At 45.2% G+C, this 16,785-nt stretch carries 14 protein-coding genes; 7 read left to right on the top strand and 7 right to left on the bottom strand.

Annotation, left to right across the window (positions count from 1 at the left end; all coding sequences use genetic code 11):
- Positions 1-73 precede the first annotated feature (73 nt).
- Positions 74-1,429 carry a leucine-rich repeat-containing protein kinase family protein gene (locus tag RH86_RS14850; protein ID WP_009386920.1) on the bottom strand — a complete coding sequence of 452 codons (1,356 nt, stop codon included), beginning with the start codon at positions 1,427-1,429 and terminating at the stop codon, positions 74-76.
- A gap of 198 nt (positions 1,430-1,627) precedes the next feature.
- Positions 1,628-3,265 (bottom strand): methyl-accepting chemotaxis protein, encoded by a 1,638-nt coding sequence (locus RH86_RS14845; protein ID WP_009386919.1) that lies wholly within the window; start codon positions 3,263-3,265, stop codon positions 1,628-1,630.
- 282 nt (positions 3,266-3,547) lie between these two features.
- Here RH86_RS14845 and queD point away from each other — a divergent pair, with 282 nt between their 5' ends.
- Positions 3,548-3,910, top strand: a complete 363-nt coding sequence (gene queD, locus RH86_RS14840) for a 6-carboxytetrahydropterin synthase QueD (RefSeq protein ID WP_005598753.1) — start codon at positions 3,548-3,550, stop codon at positions 3,908-3,910.
- A gap of 97 nt (positions 3,911-4,007) precedes the next feature.
- Here queD and RH86_RS14835 read toward each other — a convergent pair whose 3' ends face one another.
- From RH86_RS14835 to RH86_RS14820, 4 genes are all read right to left on the bottom strand, one after another.
- Positions 4,008-4,472, bottom strand: a complete 465-nt coding sequence (locus RH86_RS14835; RefSeq protein WP_009386917.1) for a GNAT family N-acetyltransferase — start codon at positions 4,470-4,472, stop codon at positions 4,008-4,010.
- Between the two features lie 160 nt (positions 4,473-4,632).
- Entirely contained in the window at positions 4,633-5,994 is a 1,362-nt protein-coding gene (locus RH86_RS14830; protein ID WP_005598757.1) for an L-serine ammonia-lyase, read from the bottom strand.
- A 91-nt stretch (positions 5,995-6,085) separates the two neighbouring features.
- Positions 6,086-7,339 carry an aromatic amino acid transport family protein gene (locus RH86_RS14825; protein ID WP_005598758.1) on the bottom strand — a complete coding sequence of 418 codons (1,254 nt, stop codon included), beginning with the start codon at positions 7,337-7,339 and terminating at the stop codon, positions 6,086-6,088.
- A gap of 291 nt (positions 7,340-7,630) precedes the next feature.
- Entirely contained in the window at positions 7,631-8,239 is a 609-nt protein-coding gene (locus RH86_RS14820; protein ID WP_009386916.1) for a CoA pyrophosphatase, read from the bottom strand.
- A gap of 162 nt (positions 8,240-8,401) precedes the next feature.
- Here RH86_RS14820 and RH86_RS14815 point away from each other — a divergent pair, with 162 nt between their 5' ends.
- Complete coding sequence (locus RH86_RS14815) at positions 8,402-8,944, top strand: heme NO-binding domain-containing protein (protein WP_009386915.1); 543 nt, start codon at positions 8,402-8,404, stop codon at positions 8,942-8,944.
- A 5-nt stretch (positions 8,945-8,949) separates the two neighbouring features.
- Positions 8,950-10,659 (top strand): ATP-binding protein, encoded by a 1,710-nt coding sequence (locus tag RH86_RS14810; RefSeq protein ID WP_009386914.1) that lies wholly within the window; start codon positions 8,950-8,952, stop codon positions 10,657-10,659.
- Positions 10,660-10,756: 97 nt separating this feature from the next.
- On the opposite strand, the gene pabB is transcribed toward RH86_RS14810, so the two are convergent.
- A complete protein-coding gene (pabB, locus tag RH86_RS14805) occupies positions 10,757-12,139 on the bottom strand; it encodes an aminodeoxychorismate synthase component 1 (RefSeq protein WP_009386913.1) in 1,383 nt (460 codons plus the stop codon).
- A 178-nt stretch (positions 12,140-12,317) separates the two neighbouring features.
- Here pabB and RH86_RS14800 point away from each other — a divergent pair, with 178 nt between their 5' ends.
- The 4 genes from RH86_RS14800 to RH86_RS14785 all read left to right on the top strand — a co-directional run bounded on the left by RH86_RS14800 (position 12,318) and on the right by RH86_RS14785 (position 16,759).
- Positions 12,318-13,838: a fumarate hydratase gene (locus RH86_RS14800; RefSeq protein WP_009386912.1), complete on the top strand. Its 1,521-nt coding sequence runs from the start codon at positions 12,318-12,320 to the stop codon at positions 13,836-13,838.
- 183 nt (positions 13,839-14,021) lie between these two features.
- Positions 14,022-14,207 (top strand): hypothetical protein, encoded by a 186-nt coding sequence (locus tag RH86_RS14795; protein ID WP_005598773.1) that lies wholly within the window; start codon positions 14,022-14,024, stop codon positions 14,205-14,207.
- Between the two features lie 150 nt (positions 14,208-14,357).
- On the top strand, positions 14,358-15,734 hold the full coding sequence (locus tag RH86_RS14790) for a YcjX family protein (protein WP_009386911.1): 1,377 nt from the start codon (positions 14,358-14,360) through the stop codon (positions 15,732-15,734).
- Positions 15,731-16,759: a YcjF family protein gene (locus RH86_RS14785; protein ID WP_009386910.1), complete on the top strand. Its 1,029-nt coding sequence runs from the start codon at positions 15,731-15,733 to the stop codon at positions 16,757-16,759. The genes RH86_RS14790 and RH86_RS14785 overlap by 4 nt, the downstream gene beginning before the upstream one ends.
- Positions 16,760-16,785: the final 26 nt, after the last annotated feature.

Raw genomic sequence — 16,785 nt, 5'->3', positions numbered from 1 at the left:
CATCGCAACTTAACAGCGCAACGGTATCGCTGCGCTTCTCTCTATGGAGTAGAGATGGTCTCTAAGGCGAGCTCTAAGCGAGCGGTGCAAGTTGTTGTAGCTGATGACTAATCGCTGCAAATGTCGGTCGCTGATTGACGGTGTGTTGCAGGCAATCTTCGCTGAGTACGCTCAACTTAGTTAACACGTCTTGATTTGGTTGGCTGGTATGCTCTAACTGTGTCAATAAATCAGCCATCAAACAGCCCAGCGCTCGTACCTCAATATTTTGCATCGCCTCTCTATGCTGCGCAGGCAATTTAGCCAGATTGGTTGCAGCACCAAAATCACCAAAAAGGATCTCAGCAGAGCTGTTAAACATGGTGTTGTGGGCGTAGATATCACCATGACTCACTTGCTGATGGTGTAAATGCTCAAGCGCTGAAGCCATCTGTTGTAGCATCGTCACAATCACACTTAACTTATGGTGAGAGTTCGGTGTGAAAGTATCGCGAGTGCACGTTTGTAGCGAGGGTGGTAACCCCAAGTTGGCAAAGTTTCTTGGGATCAACTCCATCACCAAACCGAGTTTTTCTGCTTGATTGATTTGTGCGATGACCTTGATTAAGTTGCTGTGATGACCGGCTTGTAAGCAGTTGAGCAGTTCATCTTGTGGGTAGCCATCACTGGTGACCTCGCCTTTGAAAATCTTGACTGCGATATACGCATCAGTGCCACTCAGTTCCGTCGGTTGTTTAAGCCACTTGGCGCGGTAAATTACACCAGACGCACCTTGACCGATGACCTCGAGTAATTCAATGTCGGCCAATGCCACCTGCGGAATCATTACTAGTGATGATGTGTTCGCGCTATTGAGGTTTGATCGCTCGCTGCTTAGTGGGTTGCCATCAATTGCGAGCCAGCTCAGCTTTGGTAATTGGAACAACCAATCTGGCAGCACAGTTAGCGCGTTGGCTGATAATCTTGCCAACTCCAAGCTTTGGCAATCTGCCATTGATGCTGGCAGTTCCTTTAGCATGTTTCCTGCCAATGCGAGCTTTTGCAGGCGATGTAAACGCCCCATATCTTCAGGCAGTTGCGTGAGTTTGTTGTCAGTTAAAATTAACCAACGGGTATCGTCGGGTAGGGCGCCAGCAGGGATGTGCTGCAACTTATTCGACTTGAAACTGATCATTTCCAATTTAGGACATTGAGCTAATACGCTTGGAATGGTTTCAAAGCAGTTGTTGGTTAGAAATAGGATTTTAAGCTGGTGTAATTGAGCCAAGCAATCTGGCAAATCATGTAATTGATTATCTGACAAATCGAGGATTTCTAAGCTGTCAGCCAGTCCGATGATTTCGAGTGGAAACTCAGTTAACCCTAGTTTTAACTCCAGACGAGTGATGCCGTGTAATTTACCTGATTGTAACTGCTCAATAGTATGCAAAACGCTAACCTTAACGCGTGAAAAACAGCGCGCAATACTATCTGATAATCGAGTTGGGATAAACGTGTAAAGTCGCTATTCGGGTAGATTGCGAAAGGGGGCGGATAAGGTAAGTGTTTTCCTCATTTTGTTTGATTAAAAACACTTACCCTTGACCTTGCGATATCAGTGATGGCACTTAACGCCGTTATTACCTCTCTATTTACTCATCAGGGATCCGCTATTTTTCTTCTGTTCTAAAGAGAATTGATTAAGCAACTGCTCCAAGCGTTCGGAGAGGTTTTCCAGATCTAAACTGATGTCTCGAGTCTGTGATGCCAATTGAGAGGTCCCATTGGCGTGAGCGGTGATGGTGTCGATTTTGCTTTGAATGTGATGACCAACCGAGGAGGTGGTCTGAGCTTGTTGCTCAATGTTTTGCGTATGGTCAAGCACTTGATGCATTTCATCCACAACGCTATGCATCGCGGTAGAGAGAGACTCTACATCCTCCGAGCGTTGATGGGCTTGTTGGCATACGTTATCGACTGAAATGAGAGACTCACGACTGCCTTGCTGGAATTGATCGATGATGGTTTCAATATTGCTAGTGGCTTCTGCGGTGCGACCTGCAAGGTTACGAACTTCTTCTGCAACCACAGCAAAGCCACGGCCTTGCTCACCTGCGCGCGCCGCCTCAATCGCGGCATTCAAGGCGAGTAAATTGGTTTGGTCGGCAATGCCGCTAATGACTTCAAGAATTGATGATACTTCTGTCGTTTGATCATTCAGAGCTGTGATCTTTTGTTTTACCTGCTCAATTGAACCGACTAAAAGCTTAATATCGTCGCTGGCGTTATGTGCATTACTTGCACTTTGGGTAACGATATCCACCGTGTGGTTCACTAATGTCGAGGCCTCCAATGTTGCTTGTTCTGTCTGCTCTTGCTGAGTCAACATGTTATTGATGTTGCTCTGTACATCATTGGTTTCAGTTTGCTGATTGTTGGCTGCGTCATCGGTAGATTGAGCCACATCGGTCAGTTGGCCTGCGGAATCTGCAAGTGAGTGGCTGGTTTGCTGCACTTTGTGCAAGCTGTCGCTGACGGTATCCATAAATGAGTTAATCGAGTTTGCCAACACACCAATTTCATCATTTTGTTTGCTTGGCAGCCGCTCGAGTAGATTTTTGGATTCGGCAACTTGCAGCATAAAGCGTGAGGTTTTTTGTAACGGTCGTACAAGAATTTTTCGGGTTAGCCCCATCGTAAAGAGAAAGCCGATAAAGGTGATAGAAGCCATAATGCCCATGGCGAATATCGCTTGTTTGCTGACCATAGAATTAACGTGGCTCATATTATATTCAAGGCGTATGGCTCCCAGTACTTCGCCTTCTTGTGCGGCATGGCAACCAACGCAGTTGGTGCCTCGGTAATCAAGGCTCGATTTCATCGGTAGTGCGACGACCAGCCCGTTGCCCCAGTCAGCACTGATCGGTTCGATAACCAGTTCTCCGCTGAGTGCGCGCTGATCGATATCATCTTGTACGGTTTGGTTTGGATTGCCCGGGCCATAGAGCTTATCGACGGCGGGAGCTCGTAGAACACGAACTTGTTCAATACCATCTTGGGCTAAGGCTTTATCGCGCAGTGTCTCTTTTTGCGACATGGTGCCCGTGAGCATCATCATATTCAGGCTATCAAAGTAGTTACTGGCTTTATCGTGTAACTGTTGACTGAGAACGTCGTGGATGAGTTGCTTTTGTTGCTGATATTGATAGATAGTCGAGATCGCAAGGACACAACCAAACACCATGACCAACGTGACGAGGAGTTTAAAAGTTATTGTTGAGCGCATTATTATTTTACATTTTATTAGAATAGACATAACAATTTTATGGATATTTATTAGCGTATGTCATAGGAAACTGGTTTGAATGTGACCACTACCGAAAACTTCCATCTGTAACTGTGATGTAAGTAACATGTGTCCTTTATGTTTCTGTGTGAATGAGTGTCCGAGGCTGGTCTAGCAATGTTGTGGGAAAAAGAAAAGTGACTATTGCGATAGATGTGAGCTTGTCACTCTGCTTACAAGGCTTTAGTATGACGGCTTCTTGACGAAAGCCTGAGAAAAATGATGAAAACAGAGTTGTACAAAGAGTTTATGTTTGAGGCCGCACACCATTTGCCTCATGTCCCAGAAGGTCACAAATGTGGTCGTTTACACGGGCACTCTTTTTTAGTTCGTCTTTATGTTGAAGGGGAAGTGGACCCGTATACTGGTTGGGTGGTTGATTTCGCTGAAATTAAAGCGGCTTTTAAACCAATCTACAATCGTCTTGACCACTACTACTTAAATGACATTGAAGGGTTAGAAAACCCAACCAGTGAAGTACTAGCAAAATGGATTTGGCAACAGCTAAAGCCCGCGTTACCTTTGCTGAGTAAAGTAGAAATTAAAGAAACGTGCACCGCTGGATGTATTTATAAGGGTGAGTGATCACCTGACTCGCTTTAATGTGAGTCAATCTGCGTTGAGCATACATAAAAAAGCCAATCAATAGATTGGCTTTTTTGCATTCGTATATCTAATGCCGCTAGAGTCTATGGCGCATAATGCGCTCTTTGCCACTTTCACCATAGAAAAAACTATCGGTATCACTGAAACCGATGCGAGAGAAGAAGGTGCGTGAAGCTTCATCTTTGGCGGGGAGAGTGACACACAGTGAGTCACTATCACCATTGACGGCATAGGCGTAGACAAACAATTTCTGCATTGCTTCTCGACCAAAGCCTTGGCGCTGATGGTGCTTATCTAATACGATGTATTTCAGGCCAAGCTCGTTACGACGAGCAAATGTCGCGTAGTGAGAAAAGGCCTTGTCTAATACGAGATAACCAATCGGTTGGCGCTCAGAATACAGCGCAAGAATCACTTCATATTTAGAACGATTGTGGTACACCTCTTCAAAGGGGAGGTGGTTTTCTTTCTGCTCTTGATGCACTTCAAGCTGCATTAAACTGGCGAAATCTTTCAGCTTGGCCGGTTTTATCGCAATCATATTGCCTCATTAATACTACGGTAACCAACGGGGATTCAGCAGGGGCTGATTCTCAAATTGGTCATACAAAAATGGCGACCATTACAGTCGCCATTATATCGTCTTAATTATCAATAAAATATGCTTTTACTAATAATTTGACCGCTGTTCACTACTAAAGTTAGCAGATAACTTTAATTGCTAGGCCGCCTTGAGACGTTTCGCGGTATTTTGCGTTCATATCTTTACCGGTTTCTAGCATTGTTTCGATAACTTTATCTAGAGAAACGGTTGGAGCTGAAGAACGACGTAGTGCCATACGAGTTGAGTTGATTGCTTTTACTGCAGCAATACCGTTACGCTCGATACATGGTACTTGTACTTGGCCCGCAACAGGGTCACATGTAAGACCTAGGTTGTGTTCCATGCCGATTTCAGCTGCCATACAGACTTGCTCAGGACTACCGCCCATAAGCTCTGCAAGGCCTGCGGCTGCCATAGAACATGCTACGCCAACTTCGCCTTGACAGCCTACTTCCGCACCAGAGATAGAAGCGTTACGCTTGTAGAGACCACCGATCGCGCCAGAAGCGGCGAAGTAACGGATGTAATCTTTCTCTGTCACGGTTTGAATAAACTTGTCGTAGTACGCAAGTACAGCAGGGATAATGCCACATGCACCATTGGTTGGCGCGGTAACAACACGGCCACCAGCTGCGTTCTCTTCGTTTACTGCGAAAGCAAACATGTTTACCCAGTCAACCACAGCCATTGGATCGTTAGAGGTTTTCTCTGACGTTAGCAGCTGTTGACGCAGTGCTGCTGCACGGCGAGGTACGCGCAGTGGACCAGGAAGAATACCTTCAGTATTCATACCACGATCCATGCCTTCACGCATGGTTTTCCAGATGTTGGCAAAGTAGGTGCGAGACTCTTCATCTGAGTGTAGAGCCGCTTGGTTTTTCATAACCAAAGCGCTGATAGAAAGCCCATGCTCTTTACATTGATCCACAAGCTCTTCAGCGGTTGTGAACGGGAAAGGAACCTTGATTGGGTTTTCTTCTTCTTTACCAAAGTTTTCCTCATCGACGATGAAACCACCACCGATAGAGTAATACGTTTTCGAGTACGCGACTTCGTCATCGATCCAAGCGTGGATCTGCATGCCGTTTTCGTGTAGCGATAAGTTAGAAGTATGGAAGTTCATACCGCCATCTTTAGGGAACGATACTGTGTGACAGTGCATGCCAACAGGAAGGCGTTCAGTTTCTTCTACGCGTGCAATGAAGCTTGCAATAGAATCGATGTCGACTTTTTCAGGGGTATTGCCAGCAAGACCCATGATGATAGCGATATCGGTGTGGTGACCTTTCCCTGTCAGTGATAGTGATCCATAAACGTCCACGGTGATTTTAGTGATGTCGCGCAATTTTCCCATTGAACGAAGATCATCAATAAATTCTTTACCCGCTTTCATTGGGCCTACAGTGTGAGAACTAGAAGGACCAACACCGATCTTATAGATGTCAAAAACACTAATCATATCGATTACCTCAAAAGCAAGCCTCCCTAGAGAGGGAGGCTTAGAATTATCATTATATTTTTGTTTTAACTACCCAAGTTTACAGGGGTAATTAAAGAGCGCCGTAGATTACAGAAGTAATCGCTGCAAGACCACAGATAACTGTGAAAATCTGTACAGGTGCAGAAGTTTTGTACTTCGCCATCGCAGGAACTTTCTTCATTGCGAATACTGGTAGAAGGAACAAGATAGCCGCGATCATTGGTGCGCCCATTGTTTCAATCATACCTAGGATGCTTGGGTTGATGATTGCAACAATCCAAGTAGTGATTACGATGAAGATTAGTGAACCTTTCTCAATAGTGCTTACCGGAGTAGAAGCACGAGATTTGATTAGACCAACTAGACCTTCGTGAGCACCTAGGAAGTGACCGAAGTAGCTAGAAGTAATCGCAGCAAAAGCAACAACAGGACCCATGTAAGAGATGATTGGGTTGTCGTGTACGTTTGCAAGGTATGAAAGTACAGAGATGTTTTGCTCTTGTGCCATTGCTAGCTGCTCTGGAGATAGAGACAGAACAACAGAGAATACGAAGAACATTACAAAACCCATTAGCATCATTGCCGCACCGCCAGTGATTGCGTCAGTTTTCTTAACTGCGTCATCACCAAAGTTCATGCGTTGTTCTTTAGCAAACTGAGAAATAACAGGGCTGTGGTTGAATGAGAATACGATGATTGGAATCGCTAACCATACAACGATAGGCATTGTGCTGAAATCAGGCGCAACTTCAACCATTGATGTATTCCAATCAGGGATAAGGAATACAGACAGTGCTAGTAGGATAATAACCAATGGGTAAACCATTGCAGAGGTTGCCTTAAGCATTAGGTCTTTGCCAAATACTACGCCCATAGTCATAGCAGCAATAAGTGCACCAGACAGTAACCAACGAGGAATAGATTCCATGCCCATTTGGTTAACTAGGAAAGAGTCAACTGTGTTTGTGATACCAACACCGTAGATAAGAACGATAGGGTAAATGGCGAAGAAGTAGGCGAAAGTAATAAGGTTTGCGCCAGTTTTACCAAAGTGTTCTTCAACAGTATCAGTGATATCTGATTCAGGGTTTTTAGCAGAAAGTACAAAACGAGCTAGAGACTTGTGAGCAAACCAAGTCATAGGCGCTGCGATTAGGGCTAGCATAACTAATGGCCAGAAGCCGCCAGCACCTGCTTTAATTGGAAGAAATAGTACGCCAGCACCTACAGCAGTACCGAAAAGTGATAGACACCATGTGAAATCTTTGTAAGTAAACTTACTCGATGATTGCACCGTAGATGCCGTTGAAGTAGTAGAACTCATATTGGGATACTCATTTTTTGGGAACAGGTAATAAGTTGCGTGCAATTCTGCACAAAAGGATTGCACAATTATTAGATCTAAATCACAAATTGATGGGACTGATAATATGATATTCCAAAAAGGAGTTTATTGTCACGAAAATGACGTGCCACACCTGATTTATCTTAATGTGACGCATTAGAAAAACTTATCAACTGGATAAGCTGACGTTATTTTGTGCAAGGGAAACGTTTGCGGAGTTGAGCGTTGATTTCACTAATGTGAGCGTTTGTTGACCAATCGTTGCTTTTATTAACATTGATGCATAATATGATTCTGTAATGCATGGATGATTTGCGCGGTCATTCCCCAAATAAATTGCCCTTGATAGTTGATGGCAAACACACGGTGGTGCTGCTGTTTTACGCAAAAAGTGTCGCTGTAGAGATGTTTCGGGTCGAGTACGATTTCGACAGGCACCTCGAAAACCGATTCCACTTCGTTATGATCGATTGCTGCAAAATAATTGGCATCAATGAAAGCAAGGTACGGCGTCACCGAAAACTGGCTAATTGTTGGCAGTTCGGGCATCTGTCCAAATATCTCAATTTGCTGTGCAAAGACCCCGATCTCTTCATGCGTTTCTCGCAATGCGGTCGCACGTAGTGAGCCATCCTCGAGTTCATATTTTCCGCCAGGAAAGCTCACTTGCCCCGGATGGTGCTTTAAATGTGCTGCGCGTTTGGTAAAGAGCACATTTAATCCGTTCTCTCGTTCAACAAATCCAATCAATACCGCCGCTTTGCGTAACGTCTGATTTTGCAAATGATTAAGTCGTTTAAGCGATTCCCGATGATAGGCGGCAGGCTGCTGTAACGAAAAACGCTGAATGAGTTGTTGCCGGCTGGGTGGAATGTACACATTAACTTCCTATAGGTATTTGAAAAAGCCAGTTTTATAGATCATGCTTTGAATAATATATAAAAGGTTAGCGAACTCGTCACTCTACCTCAAGGTGCTCTATATATCGAAAGGTAAGTAGTTGAAAAGAGATTAGTAGAAAACCATGATAAAGGGCTGGGCATGAAAGGAATCATATTTACTGAATTTCTGGATCTTGTGGAGCAGAAATTTGGGCTGGAATTATTGGATGAGTTATTACTTGAAGCGAATGACGAGGGTATTTATACCTCTATTGGCAGTTACGACCATCGCAATTTGGTCAAACTGATCGTGCTACTGAGTCAAAAGACGGGCATTTCCGCGGAAGATCTACAGCAAGTGTTTGGCCAGTCTGTTTTCCTTAATCTATACGCATCCCTACCGAATAAAGCCAGTTTAGGCGAATGCAAAAACTCTTTTCAATTTGTTCGCTTAGTAGAAGATTATATTCACATCGAGGTGAAAAAACTCTACGCAGAGGCCAACCCACCTAAATTTGAATTTATTTCCGAAACAGAAACTGAAATGGTGTTCGATTATAAAAGTGCTCGTTGCATGTCTCATGTTTGCCTTGGTTTAGTCAAAGGCTGTGCCGATCATTTTGATGAAAGCCTTGAAATCACCATGGCCAGTGAAACAACCGATAACAGCCATGTTCGTTTCTATCTCTCTCTGGTTGAATGAATGCGATGGATAGCAGTAGTGCATTAGAACGCAAAGTCGCCCGAGAAAGGGCGGCGAGAAAAGCAGCAGAGTCTTTGCTCGAGCAAAAAAGTCTTGAGCTTTACGAGGCAAATCAGCAACTCAAGTTAGTGCTTGGTCAGTTAGAAACTCAGAACTTGCAAGGACTAAAGAAGCTTGAGTTTGAAGGCCACATCAATGAGACATTGATTCACTTTGGTCGAGCATTCTTAACGCGTACGCTCGATGATGGCTTATTGTCGAGCTTTTTGGAGCGCCTATCTGCGAGTGCGCTTGTTTATGGCATCCAGCTTTCTATTAGCGAAAATACGCTATCGACAGTACTTGCTCGTGAATTTGGAGCGTTACCCTCTTTGGTTCCCAAACCCGTTTTAACGTCGATTCACCCTCAAGAGCTTTGGCAAGGCAGTGTTATTTACATTCCTTTGGAAGTTGAGCATAAATTACTGGGACAGTTATGTGTTGATGTGGATGTTAGTGACATTGAGCCACGGTTTATTTCTAGTCAGCTAACTTTGGTGGTTGAGTTACTTTGCAGCGCGATTAGTCGCCAATTGATGGTGGAAAAAACTCAGCAGGCTCGCAAATATGCTGAAGAATCTGAGCGAGCCACTAAAGAGTTTGTGGCGATGATTAACCATGAGTTGAGAACTCCGCTTAATGGCTTACTTGGCAGTGCGGAGTTATTGTCGGACACGCCGTTGAATAATCAGCAAACGCAATTGTTGACCAATTTAACGCACTCTGGTGATCTTTTAAGACATATCATCAATGACTTGCTCGATTACAGTAAAATGAGTGCAGGAATGATGGAGTTGTTTCCGACCCATTTCAGTTGGCATGATTTGAAAAGCATGCTCAATGGCATTTTTTCTCCCCGAGCCCAAGAGAAGCGCATTTTTTTTATCATCGAGGAATCCCCTAATATGCCAGCGGCGTTTTATGCCGATTTTGAACGCATTAGTCAGATTTTGGTCAATTTGATTGGTAACGCGATTAAGTTTACCTCTGAGGGAAAAGTGGAAGTGTCGGCGTCGTGGCAAGAGGATAATTTACATGTGTTGGTTTCAGATACTGGGTGTGGTATTCCACAACAAGCTCAAGCACAGTTGTTCGATCCCTTCGTTCAGGCTGATCGAACGACCAAACGAAGTTTTGAAGGGACGGGGCTTGGTTTAGCGATTTGCAAAAATTTGGTTGAATTAATGGACGGGCAGATCGGCTTTGAAAGCGATGTTGGCGAGGGCAGTACGTTCTCAATTCAATTACCTTTGAATGTTGCGCATCAACCTGCTCAAAATACCGAAGCCTTGCAGACCCAACGAGTACACAAGACACTGGAGAGTTTATCCGTGTTGGTGGTTGATGATATTCGCATGAACCAAGTGATCATCAATCAAATGCTGAAAAAATTTGCGATTGAACCAGATCTTGCCGAAAACGGCCTTGAAGCAATTAGAGCTGCAGAACAAGGCCAGTACGATTTGATCTTTATGGACTGCCGCATGCCTGAAATGGATGGTTTTGAGGCGGCGAATTACTTGCGCGCTCATCATTATTCTCGCCCAATTATCGCCTTAACTGCTGGGACTACGCTTGAAGAACGCGAGCGCTGTATTGAGAGTGGTATGGACGATATCCTCACCAAGCCCTACACGGCGGCAGATTTGAAATTGATGATAGAAAAATGGATCTAACGAGCGTCAGATCCATTGATTTGTTTGTCGCGACTTACTTTTATCGCGACTTATTCATTGTTATTTATGCTTCGCGGTTAACTACTGAAATAGGTCGTTACGCATTTTCCAGCGCCGGTAAAATGCGGCTTAATTTATCGAAGGTTTCTTGATATTCCGCATCACACTGGCTGTCTGCGACTAAGCCTCCGCCTGCCCAGACGTACAATTGACCTTTCTCCGCCACCAGAGTGCGAATGGTAATGCTGGTATCCATTCGGCCATGACGGCTGATATAACCAATACTCCCACAATAGGCATTGCGTCGGTGTGGCTCTAGCTCTTCGATAATTTCCATCGCGCGCACTTTTGGTGCACCCGTAATGGATCCGCCGGGGAAACTGGCGCGCAACAAATCAAGCGCAGTATAGCGTTCATCTAATTCGGCTTTGATGGTACTGACTAAGTGATGAACGGCAGGGAAGCTTTCGATATCAAATAGCTTTGGTACATGCACGGTCCCGGGTTTTGCCACGCGACCTACGTCATTACGCAGCAAATCGACGATCATCAAGTTTTCGGCTTGGTCTTTCTCGGCCAAGGAGAGCTCGAGAGCAGAGGCTTTATCGAGAGTTTCATCGGCAAAACGCGGACGGGTGCCCTTAATAGGTTTGGTTTCAATGACGTTGTTATTGACTTGCAAAAAGCGCTCAGGGGAGACACTCAAAATGGCGCTGTGCTCGGTACGAATAAAGGCTGAAAACGGCGCTTGGTTTACTTGCTCTAGTTTTTGGTACGCTTGCCATTCATCACCTTGGTATTGCGCACTGAAACGTTGAGCAAGGTTAATTTGGTAGCAGTCGCCAGAAAGAAGGTATTGCTGCACTTGTTCAAAGCGAGTTTGGTACTGGGTTTTGGTCAGGTTTGATTGCCATGGGCTTTGCAGTGCAAATGGCGTACACCGTTGCTCATCGTGCTGCAGCGCTTGTTGCTGTAGCCATTGCCAATGCTGGTCGGTATTGTTACCTACGACCCAAGCTTGTTGCTGTAGATGATCAATAACAACGGCCCAATCATAAATACCTACCGCCATATCTGGCGAAGAGAGATCGTGTTCGGCTAACGCCGGAATTGATTCAACTCGACGACCTAAATCATAAGAAAAATAACCTAATGCACCACCAACAAATGGTAAATCACCGTCATAATCACAAGCGCCCAAATGCGAATGCTGTATTTGCTCAATCAAACCAAACGGGTCTTGTTCAGAACGAGTTTGCTCATCTTGCTCAGTGATTACCGTTGTCTCTCCAAAAGTGGTCAATGTCACCAGAGGATTCGCCACTAAGATATCGTATCGGCTGTCGACATGTTGCGAAGATGCTGAGCGCAGTAACATCGCCCAATGTTGCTGGGCAATCGGGGCGAACAGGAGGCAAGCTAGATCAGAAGAGTAGGAAATCTGTTTGATTTGTAAGCAATTTGATTGACTGTTATTCATTTGTTTAATTTGTGACAAAGAGATCGTTCACTTCGTGGCGCGTTGAGGAAAGCAAGAGTATCATAACCAAATCATAACCCGCTACTTTGAATAAAGGTTGATGGCGAAGCGTACTCAGAGCGCGATAGCAAACGTTTAAATAAAGTGGGAATAAACGGAAGCAAATAAGAGGCAAGTAATGACTATAATCCGCAAACAGGATGTGATCAGCAGTGTTGCTGATGCGCTGCAATATATTTCTTACTACCATCCGCTCGATTTCGTTCAAGCGCTGGAAAAAGCTTATCATCGTGAAGAAAGTCAGGCGGCAAAGGATGCGATCGCCCAGATTTTGATTAACTCTCGTATGTCGGCGGAAGGTCATCGACCAATTTGCCAGGATACAGGCATCGTTACTTGCTTTGTGAATATTGGTATGGGCGTTCAATGGGACTCCACCGATATGACGGTTCAGCAGATGGTGGATGCGGGCGTACGTGAAGCGTACACCAATCCTGATAACCCATTGCGCGCTTCTGTTTTAATGGATCCTGCGGGTAAACGTATTAACACCAAAGACAACACACCTGCGGTTGTGCACATTAATATGGTGCCGGGAAATACTGTTGAGATCCAAATAGCGGCTAAAGGCGGCGGTAGCGAAAATAAAACCAAAATGGTGATGCTAAACCCATCAGATGATGTGGCTGAATGGGTAGAAAAAACCTTGCCGTTAATGGGGGCGGGTTGGTGTCCTCCGGGCATGTTGGGTATTGGTATTGGTGGGACGGCGGAAAAAGCCGCTGTACTGGCCAAAGAGTCATTGATGGAACATATTGATATTCAAGAGCTTATCGATCGTGGTCCACAAAATGCGGAAGAAGAGCTGCGTTTAGATATTTTCAATCGAGTGAACAAACTTGGTATTGGTGCACAAGGTTTAGGCGGGTTGACGACCGTGGTGGATGTGAAGATCAAAACCGCACCAACACACGCAGCCTCTAAGCCGGTGTGCTTAATTCCAAACTGTGCGGCCACGCGTCACGTTCATTTTACGCTCGACGGTAGCGGCCCTGCAGAATTAACACCACCAAAACTTGAAGAGTGGCCAGACATCACTTGGGAAGCGGGTGCCAACACCCGTCGTGTCAATCTTGATGAAGTGACGCAAGCGGATGTAGAAGAGTGGAAAACCGGCGAGACCGTGTTGCTGTCAGGTAAAATTCTAACCGGGCGTGACGCGGCGCATAAACGCATTCAGGGCATGCTAGAAAGCGGTGAAGGTTTACCGCAAGGTGTCGATTTTAAGGGTAAATTTATTTACTACGTTGGTCCTGTTGACGCGGTGGGTGATGAAGCAGTGGGTCCGGCAGGCCCGACAACCTCGACACGCATGGATAAGTTCACCGACATGATGCTTAATGAAACAGGCATTATGGGTATGATTGGTAAAGCGGAACGTGGGCCAGCCACCGTGGAATCGATTAAACAGCATAAAGCGGTTTATCTAATGGCAGTTGGTGGCGCGGCCTACTTAGTGGCAAAAGCGATCAAAAAAGCACGCGTAGTAGCGTTTGAAGATTTGGGTATGGAAGCGATCTACGAGTTTGAAGTAGAAGATATGCCAGTAACGGTTGCTGTGGACTCAAATGGTGCCAATGCACACCAGATTGGCCCTGACACTTGGAAAGTAAAAATCCAAGAAATGGAACTTGATTAAGTCAAGACACTGAATAAGTTGCCAAAAAATGACAAAAGTGCCGCGAAAGCTGCACTTTTTGTCTATATACTATCTATGACCAAGTAACTCCAAGAGGCAGGCCGGTGAAACTTATCACCAACCAAGCATCTCGAAGCTACTTGGGAATCAACATTCATAAGACAAAATAACAGGGGGAGCGCAATGCCTCGCTTTATCCAAATTCTACAAATCATCATTGCAGCCGTCGTGGGTGCGTTTGTTGGTTACGATTTGATCCTTCATGGCATCAGCATCTTCGACGTTAAGTACGTCACCATCACTTGTGTGTTGTTTGTCTTACTCGAAATTGCACTGTTTGTCATTTATAAACTGATTGAAGATGATTAATCCTATCTAGAATTAGTCAACAACACTGCGCCTTTCGGGCGACTATGATATACATTAAACCTCTGATGAACCTCAGAGGTTTTTTTGTTCATCCAAGATTAATGTTGTATTGGTTATCCTAGGTACGGTTATCCGTTAACGAGAGATTCAATGAAGAATATTCAGCAAGAAGTGAACGATTTTTTACACCGTAGTATGGACTCGCATGTGCGCATTGCTGTCACGGGTTTATCGCGCGCGGGGAAAACGGCGTTTATCACCTCACTGGTTAATCAGTTACTTCATACCTCGACTCACAGCCAACTACCTTTACTCAGTGCCAGTCGCGATAAGCGTTTAGTAGGCGCTAAGCGCGAACCACAATCTAATATGATGGTGCCACGTTTTGCCTATGATGAGGCAATGCTGCAATTACAGGGTGAACAACCCAATTGGCCTGAACCGACTCGCGATGTCAGTGAAATTCGCCTTGCACTCAAATATAAGCCAAGTAAGAAGACCAAAAGATTGTTCGGCAATACCGCGACATTAAACCTCGATATTATTGATTATCCGGGCGAATGGCTGCTTGATCTTCCCTTACTGGATATGGACTTTTCGGCTTGGTGCCAAAGCCAATTTAGTGCTTTAAAAGGGCTGCGCTTAGAGTTGGCTAAACCATGGTTAGAGCAATTGGAAACGCTCGATTTAAGTGCTGAAGTGAGCGAAAGTCAATTAGCGTCGATTGCACAAACTTACACTCAATATCTGCATGATTGCAAAGATAATGGTTTGCATTGGGTCCAACCGGGACGATTTGTTTTACCGGGTGAATTGGAAGGTGCACCAGTGTTGCAGTTTTTCCCATGTCGCTTTGATGCCGAAGTGAAAGCAGATAAGCACAGCAATCTGGCGATGCTAAAAGCGCGTTATCATGAATACCAAACCAAAGTGGTTAAAGCGTTTTATAAACATCACTTTGCTACGTTTGATCGCCAAATAGTCTTGGTGGATTGTTTACAGCCACTGAATGCTGGTTATGAATCCTTTATGGACATGCGTAATGCCCTCGAGCAAATCATGCACAGTTTTCGTTATGGGCGCAGTTCGTTGCTAAAGCGTCTGTTCGCGCCGCGTATTGATAAAATCTTGTTTGCAGCCACTAAGGCCGATCATATTACCCCTGATCAGCATCCAAATTTAGTGTCATTGCTACAACAGATGGTTCACCCAGCGTGGCAAACCGCCTCATTTGAGAACATTGAAATGAGCTGTATCAGCATGGCATCGATACAAGCGACACAAACGGGTTTTATCAATCAAGGGGAACAGTCAATCCCCGCGATTCAAGGGACAACAATGAATGACCAAGCCATCACGGTTTATCCCGGCGAAGTACCGCGCAAACTGCCGTCGGCATCGTATTGGCAACAAAAGGGGTTTGAGTTTACCGCCTTTAAACCATTGGTCACTCATCAAGATGAGCCGCTGCCGCATATTCGCATTGATAAAGCATTAGAATTGCTGATTGGAGACAAACTAAAATGAGCGAATTCAAATCTAAACAGCTCTTTGATCAACCATTAAACCAAGCATCAAAGCCAGAACCAGAATTAACGGCGCAAATCCAATTCCAACCATCAGAACAGTTTGTGCCTAGCGAGATAGAAGAGGCGCAAGGCTCGGATGTAGAGCAACAGCTTGATCATGTGATTCGTCCAAAGTCCGGCCGAAAGTGGTTAAGTGCTGGCTTACTTAGTGTGTTTTCTGCCTTGGTCGGCTGGCAAGCAATCGATACAGTTATTACCGCAATTCAAACCGCAGATTGGCTTGCACTTGGTTGGGCTGGCTTTGTCTCAGCGTTGTCAGCATTGGGCATTGGTGCCATGGCGAAAGAGTTGTGGAAGCTGCGTCGCTTACGCAATCACTTTTCAGTGCAAGAACAGAGTGAATCTTTGTTGGCCAGTGACAGTGTGGGGCAAGGTAAAGCGTTTTGTCAGCAGTTAGCCAAACAGGGTGGAATTCAACCGCATTCACCGAGTTATGACCGTTGGGTTAATTCCGTCAATGGCTCTCACAGTGATGCTGAAGTACTGGATATGTATGATGCGATGGTGATAGCGGAACAAGACAAACTCGCGACTCAGATCGTGTCGAAACACGCAACTGAGTCGGCGGCATTAGTAGCCATAAGTCCATTGGCCGTGGCAGACATGTTGCTGGTGGCTTGGCGCAATTTCAAAATGATTGATAGTTTGGCTCAAGTATACGGTATTGAACTGGGTTACTGGTCGCGTTTACAACTGTTCAAATCGACATTGGTCAATATGGCGGCGGCAGGTGCGAGTGAGTTAGCGATTGATGCGAGTATGGATTTACTCTCGATGGATCTGGCTGGCAAACTGTCAGCACGGGCAGGGCAGGGGCTTGGTGTAGGGATTCTGACGGCTCGATTAGGCATTAAGGCAATATCTTTATTGCGCCCAATGCCTTGGCAAGCAGAGCGAGCGGTTAAACTGTCATCAATCCGCAAGCAAATTGTGGCGAAAGTCGCGTCTATTTCGGTCAAATAGCGTGAATGTGAAGCAAGTGATATCGC

The sequence above is a fragment of the Vibrio sp. N418 genome (genome assembly GCF_000222565.1).
Lineage (GTDB): Bacteria > Pseudomonadota > Gammaproteobacteria > Enterobacterales > Vibrionaceae > Vibrio > Vibrio scophthalmi.
The sequence above is the reverse complement of the archived record's forward strand: the minus strand, read 5'-3'. Positions and strand labels throughout refer to the sequence as shown.

Coding starts and splice junctions, on each gene's coding strand:
- RH86_RS14800 (WP_009386912.1), top strand. CDS start 12,318: ATGACTATAATCCGCAAACAGGATGTGATCAGCAGTGTTGCTGATGCG.
- RH86_RS14825 (WP_005598758.1), bottom strand. CDS start 7,339: ATGAGTTCTACTACTTCAACGGCATCTACGGTGCAATCATCGAGTAAG.
- RH86_RS14835 (WP_009386917.1), bottom strand. CDS start 4,472: ATGATTGCGATAAAACCGGCCAAGCTGAAAGATTTCGCCAGTTTAATG.
- RH86_RS14785 (WP_009386910.1), top strand. CDS start 15,731: ATGAGCGAATTCAAATCTAAACAGCTCTTTGATCAACCATTAAACCAA.
- RH86_RS14815 (WP_009386915.1), top strand. CDS start 8,402: ATGAAAGGAATCATATTTACTGAATTTCTGGATCTTGTGGAGCAGAAA.
- RH86_RS14830 (WP_005598757.1), bottom strand. CDS start 5,994: ATGATTAGTGTTTTTGACATCTATAAGATCGGTGTTGGTCCTTCTAGT.
- RH86_RS14790 (WP_009386911.1), top strand. CDS start 14,358: ATGAAGAATATTCAGCAAGAAGTGAACGATTTTTTACACCGTAGTATG.
- queD (WP_005598753.1), top strand. CDS start 3,548: ATGAAAACAGAGTTGTACAAAGAGTTTATGTTTGAGGCCGCACACCAT.
- pabB (WP_009386913.1), bottom strand. CDS start 12,139: ATGAATAACAGTCAATCAAATTGCTTACAAATCAAACAGATTTCCTAC.
- RH86_RS14795 (WP_005598773.1), top strand. CDS start 14,022: ATGCCTCGCTTTATCCAAATTCTACAAATCATCATTGCAGCCGTCGTG.
- RH86_RS14810 (WP_009386914.1), top strand. CDS start 8,950: ATGGATAGCAGTAGTGCATTAGAACGCAAAGTCGCCCGAGAAAGGGCG.
- RH86_RS14845 (WP_009386919.1), bottom strand. CDS start 3,265: ATGCGCTCAACAATAACTTTTAAACTCCTCGTCACGTTGGTCATGGTG.